Source organism: Massilia sp. P2_C2, assembly GCF_056404615.1.
This window is the reverse complement of sequence record NZ_JBFUDR010000316.1, coordinates 1-6,677: the sequence shown is the minus strand read 5'-3', so window position 1 is coordinate 6,677 and position 6,677 is coordinate 1. Positions and strand designations below refer to the sequence as shown.

At 58.1% G+C, this 6,677-nt stretch carries 4 protein-coding genes and 1 pseudogene; 1 reads left to right on the top strand and 4 read right to left on the bottom strand.

All coding sequences use genetic code 11. The features are described from left to right. Positions 1–793: 793 nt before the first annotated feature. Together sorB and sorA are read right to left on the bottom strand one after the other, a co-directional pair. Positions 794–1,444, bottom strand: coding sequence for a SorB family sulfite dehydrogenase c-type cytochrome subunit (sorB, locus tag AC1DYX_RS25755; protein ID WP_477264169.1), 651 nt, complete (start codon positions 1,442–1,444; stop codon positions 794–796). Positions 1,445–1,455: 11 nt separating this feature from the next. Further along, on the bottom strand, positions 1,456–2,694 hold the full coding sequence (gene sorA / locus AC1DYX_RS25750; RefSeq protein ID WP_477264167.1) for a SorA family sulfite dehydrogenase catalytic subunit: 1,239 nt from the start codon (positions 2,692–2,694) through the stop codon (positions 1,456–1,458). A gap of 432 nt (positions 2,695–3,126) precedes the next feature. Here sorA and AC1DYX_RS25745 point away from each other — a divergent pair, with 432 nt between their 5' ends. Beyond that, positions 3,127–4,173, top strand: a complete 1,047-nt coding sequence (locus tag AC1DYX_RS25745) for an IS5 family transposase (protein WP_477264165.1) — start codon at positions 3,127–3,129, stop codon at positions 4,171–4,173. Positions 4,174–4,988: 815 nt separating this feature from the next. On the opposite strand, the pseudogene AC1DYX_RS25740 reads toward AC1DYX_RS25745, so the two are convergent. Both AC1DYX_RS25740 and AC1DYX_RS25735 read right to left on the bottom strand, forming a co-directional pair. Then, positions 4,989–5,543, bottom strand: a pseudogene (locus AC1DYX_RS25740) (transposase); the annotation flags it as partial. Positions 5,544–5,609: 66 nt separating this feature from the next. Continuing rightward, positions 5,610–6,569: a hypothetical protein gene (locus AC1DYX_RS25735; protein WP_477264163.1), complete on the bottom strand. Its 960-nt coding sequence runs from the start codon at positions 6,567–6,569 to the stop codon at positions 5,610–5,612. Positions 6,570–6,677: the final 108 nt, after the last annotated feature.

Genomic DNA, 6,677 nt, shown 5'->3' with positions numbered 1-6,677 from the left:
AAGTAACAAAGAAGGGAATCGAGCAGGTATCTGACCAGCGCAAAGATCAACAGGAAGCCTCTCAGGCACAGCGGCCGAGACTCAAGCTCACGGCAGCGCAATAGCGCTTGTCCACGTTGGCCGAGAGTTCGTAGCCGAAGTAGGATTTGCCGAGCCGCCCCGGCTGTTGTGGGCGCCAGTTTGTTTGAGGCTGGCCGGCAGCGGATCGTTCGCGATACCACGAACATACGGCTCAACGGCGGGGATAGTGGTCGCGCTAGGGGTAAAACAGAGGTAATGCCCGTTGTTGCCGAGTCAAGGATTGATGACCTTGGTATGGTATCGTGAATGGTACTGGGGCAGAGGTACCGATAAAATGCTTAGCAATTCATAGGCTTACCTCAGCCATTGATCATCGAGTGGCTTGAGGTTTCCTGTGGGAAATTCTGTTCTCGTGGTTTGAAAAGGCTCGCTTCGGCGACCTTTTTTATGCAGCATAAATCGTTTGTATGGAACTGCTTTAAGCGTGCTCAAGGTTCGCAATTTGATCGAATCAGGGCTGATGGATCGTTACCGAGGACCGAATCCTGTTGTGCTAACGATAATGCAGCCCGTGTTGCGGCGCTGAAGCGGTTGTGCAGCGGCCTGCAAAGCCGTCTAGGCCACCTCGTGATACACAACTCGACAGCATTCCCATTTCGCGTAGCGCATTAAGTGTATGAGCCGATGCCCGAACATTGCGCAGTCCTTCCCAAACGGTTTTGGCGCCGGACGCGGCCGCCAGCGCGCAGGCAGCCGCGTCATGGCCAAGGGCTTACTGCGACAGCACGTAGTGCGCAAGGCTGCGCGCCTGCCCCTCGCTCAGCTGCCCGTAGGGCGGCATCGGCACCGGGCCCCACTTGCCGGCGCCGCCGGCGCGGATGTTCTTCGCCACCGTCGCTTCGGCGTCCGGGGCGTGCGCATATTTTGCCGCGACCGCCTTGTAGGCCGGGCCGACGACGGTCTTGTCGACCGCGTGGCAGGACAGGCAGTTGTTGGCCACGAGCAGCGTTTTGGCATCKGGCAAAGCCCCGCCCGTTCTCGCGGATACGGGAGCGGATGCCGGGCGGGCCGCCGCAGGATTGTTCGTCGCTGCGGGCACGATGGCCGCGGCGCCTGGGCCGCCCTGCTCGGCACCGTAGACCTTGGTCAGGTAATCGACCATGGCCGGGATGTCGGCATCGTCRAACTGCGCGCCGTAGGGGTGTTTCATCTTCTTGACGGTCGCTTCCCAGTAGCTGCGTGGCGAAGTCGGCGGCTGGGTCTGCGGATAGTCTACCGAGTGGCAGGTCATGCAGTTGCGCTGCACCAGCGCGTAGCCCGGCAGGCTGCTGGGCTTGAATTGGGCCGTTTCCGGCGGCAGCTGGATCTCGGTGGCGAGCGCCGGAAGGCCGGCCACCAGCAGGGAGAGCAGGAATGGTTTCATGGACTGGCTCCTCATGCCGCGACCACGCGCACGGATTCGACGACATTGCGCATGTAGCCGGGCGGATTCCACAGGGCGGTAGACGGCTGGCTCTGGCCGATGCGGTTGGTGGCGCGCACCAGCAGCAGGTGCTCGCCATTGCGCGACGGGGTGAAGGTCGCGCTCCATTCACGGAAAGAGTAACGGCCCAGGTCTTTTCCTAGCCGGGCCGCTTGCCAGGTCTTGCCGCCATCGCTGGAGAAGGCGACCTCGGTGACGCCGTAGCCGCCATCGAAGGCGATGCCGCGCACGACGGTCTGGCGCCCGCGCGCTACCTGGGCGCCGTCGGTCAGGCTGGTGATGAAGGAGCGCACGTTGAAGCGGCCGATCGGCACCGTCTTCGCCGCCGGCTTGCCGGGCTCGGTGCATGCGCAGGCGTTGGCCGGGATGCGATAGGCGGTGCTCATCCAGAAGCCGTCGAACACCTTGTCCATCACGGTAATGTCGGACAAGTGCTTGACCCAATAGGTGCCGTAGTACCCGGGCACCACCAGGCGCAGCGGGTAGCCGTTCAGGACCGGCAGGTCGGCGCCGTTCATCTGCCAGGCCAGCATGACTTCGCCGTCGAGAGCGTGGTCGATGTCGAGCGCCTTCATGAAGTCCGGACCGTCGCCTACCGGCGGCTTGTCCAGGCCATTGAAGGCCACCTGGACCGATGCGGCCTTGACGCCGGCCTTTTCCAGCACCTTGCTCAAGGGGACCCCGGTCCAGCGCGCATTGCCCATCGCGCCATTGGCCAACTGGCCGCCGTTCACGCGCGGCGTCGAGAATCCCCGGCTATTGCCCGAACACTGGTTGACGGCGACCAGTTCGACGCCGTCGGCCAGTTGCTTCAGGTCGGCCAGCGACAGTTCGAGCGGCGTGTTGACGTTGCCGCCGACGCGCAGGCGATAGGTCTGCAGGTCGATCGAGGTGGGGATTCCGGCCCAGTGGTAGCGTACGAAAAAGGCGTCGTTGGGTGTGATCACGCTGTCGTTGAAGACGCCGAAGGGCGTCTCGAGCTGGGGTGGACGCGCGGTCAGCAGGATAAGCGGGCGCTTTTGYGGGTAAGCCACCAGCGAGCGCGCGCCGTTGGCGAAGGGCAGGGTCACGTGGCCGGGTTCGGCGGCCAGTGCGTTCAGTACCGGGTTGCCAAAGGCGCCGGCAGCGCCGAGCGCGCCGGCTTGGCGCAGGAAGGTTCGGCGCGCCGGCGCCGAGGGAGGCTTGGTCATGCTGGTCTCCGTTCTTATGGTTGGACTACCTGTGACATGGCTTGCCGGGTTATTGTACGCTCGTCAACACCGCCTTGGCAGGATCCGCGGGCGCATCACCCTCCATGATGGCCTACCATTCTCGCCTCCAGCTTATTCGTAAATCAGCGCAGGACGCTGACGTACGTCGTTGGTGTGTTTCCAGTCCTATCGTAGACGCAAATGCGGCAGGGTTTGTGGCTGGCACGCATCTACCGAACTAGTCTCACGTGCGAGGTTCGCGGGCCGTCAACAGATCCCACTCACGGTACCATGTACGTAATGGCCCAGAGCGGGACGGCGAGCACGAACGGGAAATACCCTTCGCCTAAGGAAGCGCTGATTTAATCGCTGAGCCCCCCCGGCGGCGGGCGCAACTGGCACAATGACGCATCCCATCTTTCCAGCATTCCGATGAAGCAAACGAGTTTTTCCGACGCCGAGTTCGCAAGCAAGAAGAGACTGACGCGGCGCGATCGTTTTCTGGCCGAGATCGAGGCCGTGACGCCGTGGCCGGCGCTGGTGGCGGCACTGCTGCCGTACTACCCCAAGGGCGAAGGGCGCGGGCGTCCGCCGGTCGGTCTGGAGCGGATGCTGCGCATGTACATCGCGCAGCAGTGCTTCGGCTTGTCGGACGAGGGCATCGAAGATGCGATCTACGACAGCCAGGCCATTCGCGGCTTTGTCGGCATCGACCTGACGCACGAGTCGGCGCCGGACGCGACGACGCTGCTCAAGTTCCGCCGCCTGCTCGAGAAGCACAACCTGACACGCCGGATCTTCGATGAAATCAACGGGCATTTGGCCAGCCGTGGCTTGATGATGCGCGAGGGGACCATCGTCGACGCGACCCTGATCGCGGCACCTCCCTCGACCAAGAACCGCGACGAAAAGCGCGATCCGGAAATGCATCAGTCGAAGAAGGGCAAGAACTGGTTCTTCGGCATGAAGGCCCATATCGGCGTCGATGCCAAATCCGGCCTGACGCATACACTCGTGACCACTGCGGGCAATGTGTCCGACGTCACGCAAACCCACAATCTTCTGCATGGCGACGAAAAAATGGTGTTTGGCGACGCTGGATACCAGGGGGCCGACAAGCGCCCGGAGAACACGGGCAAGGCGGTGACTTGGCATATCGCGATGAAGCGCAGCGTGCGCAAGGCCATGAAGAAGAATCCGCTGGGTCGCRCCAAAGAAAAACTGGAAAAGGCCAAGTCCAGCGTGCGCGCCAAGGTCGAGCATCCGTTTCATGTGCTGAAGAACCTGTTCAAGCATCGCAAGACGCGTTACCGTGGGCTGGCGAAGAACACCGCGCAGTTGCATACCTTATTCGCGTTCGCCAATCTGGTGCTGGCCGGCCCGCACTTTTGGAAGTGCCCACGCCCGAACTCCGTCCTGAACCGCGACGCGCACGCCGCAGCGAGCCAAAACGCGTCTCGTAGCCCCATGCGCGAGTGAAAAATACCTGATTTCGACCACCGTGATGTCTGACGCTGGTTTTGTCGCACCGAATCGGACGCGCAACCTATTTATTCAGCGCTTCCCTAATGCCTGTTATTGCCAGTTGCGGATCAATGAATTTTGCGTGGTATCCCGGATGGTACTGAACCAAAAGTACCGTAAAAGTGCTAGTCGATTCATAGGCTTAGTTCAGCCATTGATAATCGAGTGGGAGTAACAGGGGCGCCGTAAATATCTGATTTTTAACTTAAAATTGGCGAGCCATTGATCATTGCGAACTGATGATCAACGGCTTTTTATTTTTGCGGTGAAATTTCCGTTCGCGAAGGACAATGTCACGATGTTGGGATTGGCAAATAAAATTCGCTTTAACGCTGAGGCCGATCTTTAGCTACTAACCTTCTAGCGAGTAAAGTCACGTTTTCTCCTATGAGAGACCATGGCTCTACTTTCTAGAAAGTTAGTATCAATTTCCATGATCTGAGCCGGGATAAATATTGGAAGTTGTTATTTGATTACTCCACTGTAAACAATATCGCAGATAGCATAAAAGATCTAATTGGCAACCCACAGGATTTAAGAAATATATTGGAGGCTGCAGGAATTTCAAGCGTCAGTGAGGCGATCGCCTGGGGGCACCCAGAGAAGGAAGCGGAAAACACCAACCCTCAAGAAAATGGTAAATTTTGCAGAAAAGCACTAAGGGCCTTCAAAATGCTCGGCACTCCTCAGGATATTCAAAAATTCGTTGAAAACGCGAATCCTGGTGTCGTCGCTGCATTTCGCAACGCTTCGCAACAGTACTTGACTGACAATAACAATTGAGTTATTTGCCTTGTGCGGAATGCCGCGTCGCGCTTGCCCTTGGTCAGGCGCGCGGCCGGCGTGTAGGGCTCGACATGCAAAGGATAGTAATGCCGTTCATCGGCCCACAGCGAGGTCACCGCGACGATGCCGTTGTCGATCTTGCCGACGGAGCCCAAGTATTGGCGCGACATGTGATCGGTCGCGTGGCCATCCGTTCGATCGCTCGTATCATCAATCACCAACACACCGCTGGCCGATGGTGCGCTGTCTTCGGCCTGCATCAGCAGCGCAAGCCGTTGCGTAGAGATCGCTTCCGCCTTCCAGCTCGCTTCCGACAGGAAGAATTGCAGCCGCTGCACCTCGGCCGCCTATGCCTGGACCAGCGGTTCGGCGCCGGCCAGCGCGGTTAGCGTCTTGGAGCGGTCGCGCGGCATCAGCGGCCCGGCCAGATAGGTGCGAAAGCCGTGCCGCTGCGCGAGCGTGTGGAACAAAGGATCGAATCACACCGCAAACTCTTCCAACGGTCCCAGTGCAGGCGGACAGGGCAAACGAGCGGACATGATAAGCAACCCTCCTGTCGATTAGACAGTAAAACGTCGTGCTTTGTTCAACAAACTCCCGTTAGATCAAACGATAGCGGCGTTTTTCTTACTTCTAGACTGAAGTGGTTTTTTCAGTGCCACTGGCATGTCGCGCTGAATCTTTTCGGGAATGATGCGCGACAAAACCGTACAGCCTTTTTGCAAAAGTGCTGCTTCAGCTGCGTGGAGTTCAACCCCAAGGTGAGATGACTCGCCAGAATTCCATTTATCTGCATCGTACAAAATTGGGACGCTGATTACCACGCGTCCGTCATCACTTGGCGAATAAAAATCTGCTGATCCAACCCACTTAACCTTGGAGAGCGCTTTATCAAATTCCTCCACGATTTTCGGCCCCACCGGGAACGTCATCTTGCTGCCGCTCGAGAGAGTATAGATAACGGCATTCGGCAGTTCCTTCTCGATGAAGGCGAAGTAATCCATGGCCACTACGATGCCGACATATCCGGCGGCTATGCTCCAGAAATTCCATTGTTCAGCCAGGCTGAACGCTCCTGGGATAATTACCATCATCGCCCCGGTTATCACCATTGGGACCAAAAGCATACCCATCAGGAACTGGGCCGGTATGCCGAAAAATGGCCCAAACTGACCAAACTTGAAAAGCCCTGAAGACTGAATCTTCCTAAACTTGAAGCTACCCCGAGCGACGAGCGCCAAGAACCAGAGCCCAGCAGAGGTCACGATTGCAGCGAACAGAGCAAAGCTGTGCATCACATCAAGCATCTTCACCAGCCTGAGCGCTTCCTGCATAGTCGCCTCCGATGCCGATGCCGATGCCGATGCCGATGTTGGCGCAGCGGCTTTCGAAATGTTTGTATCGGCCATGGCTTTAAGAATAATGCTTGCGACCTGATACACCGAATACGCTGTACCGATTTTCGGGAAGAGATTCCTCGTTCCCAGGGAAAAAAGCCACGTTTTCGGACCCACCCGTTTCTTTGCCAACGCAAGTGTTCGTTTTAAAAATCCTTGTTTTTCCATTGTTATTTTCCCGTTGCGTTTTGGTTGATGATTAGCTGCTGCACGACAGGGGCCGTGTGACCTCGTCGTGCACAAACAACATGAAATGCAGGTGCATTCCCGTATAAG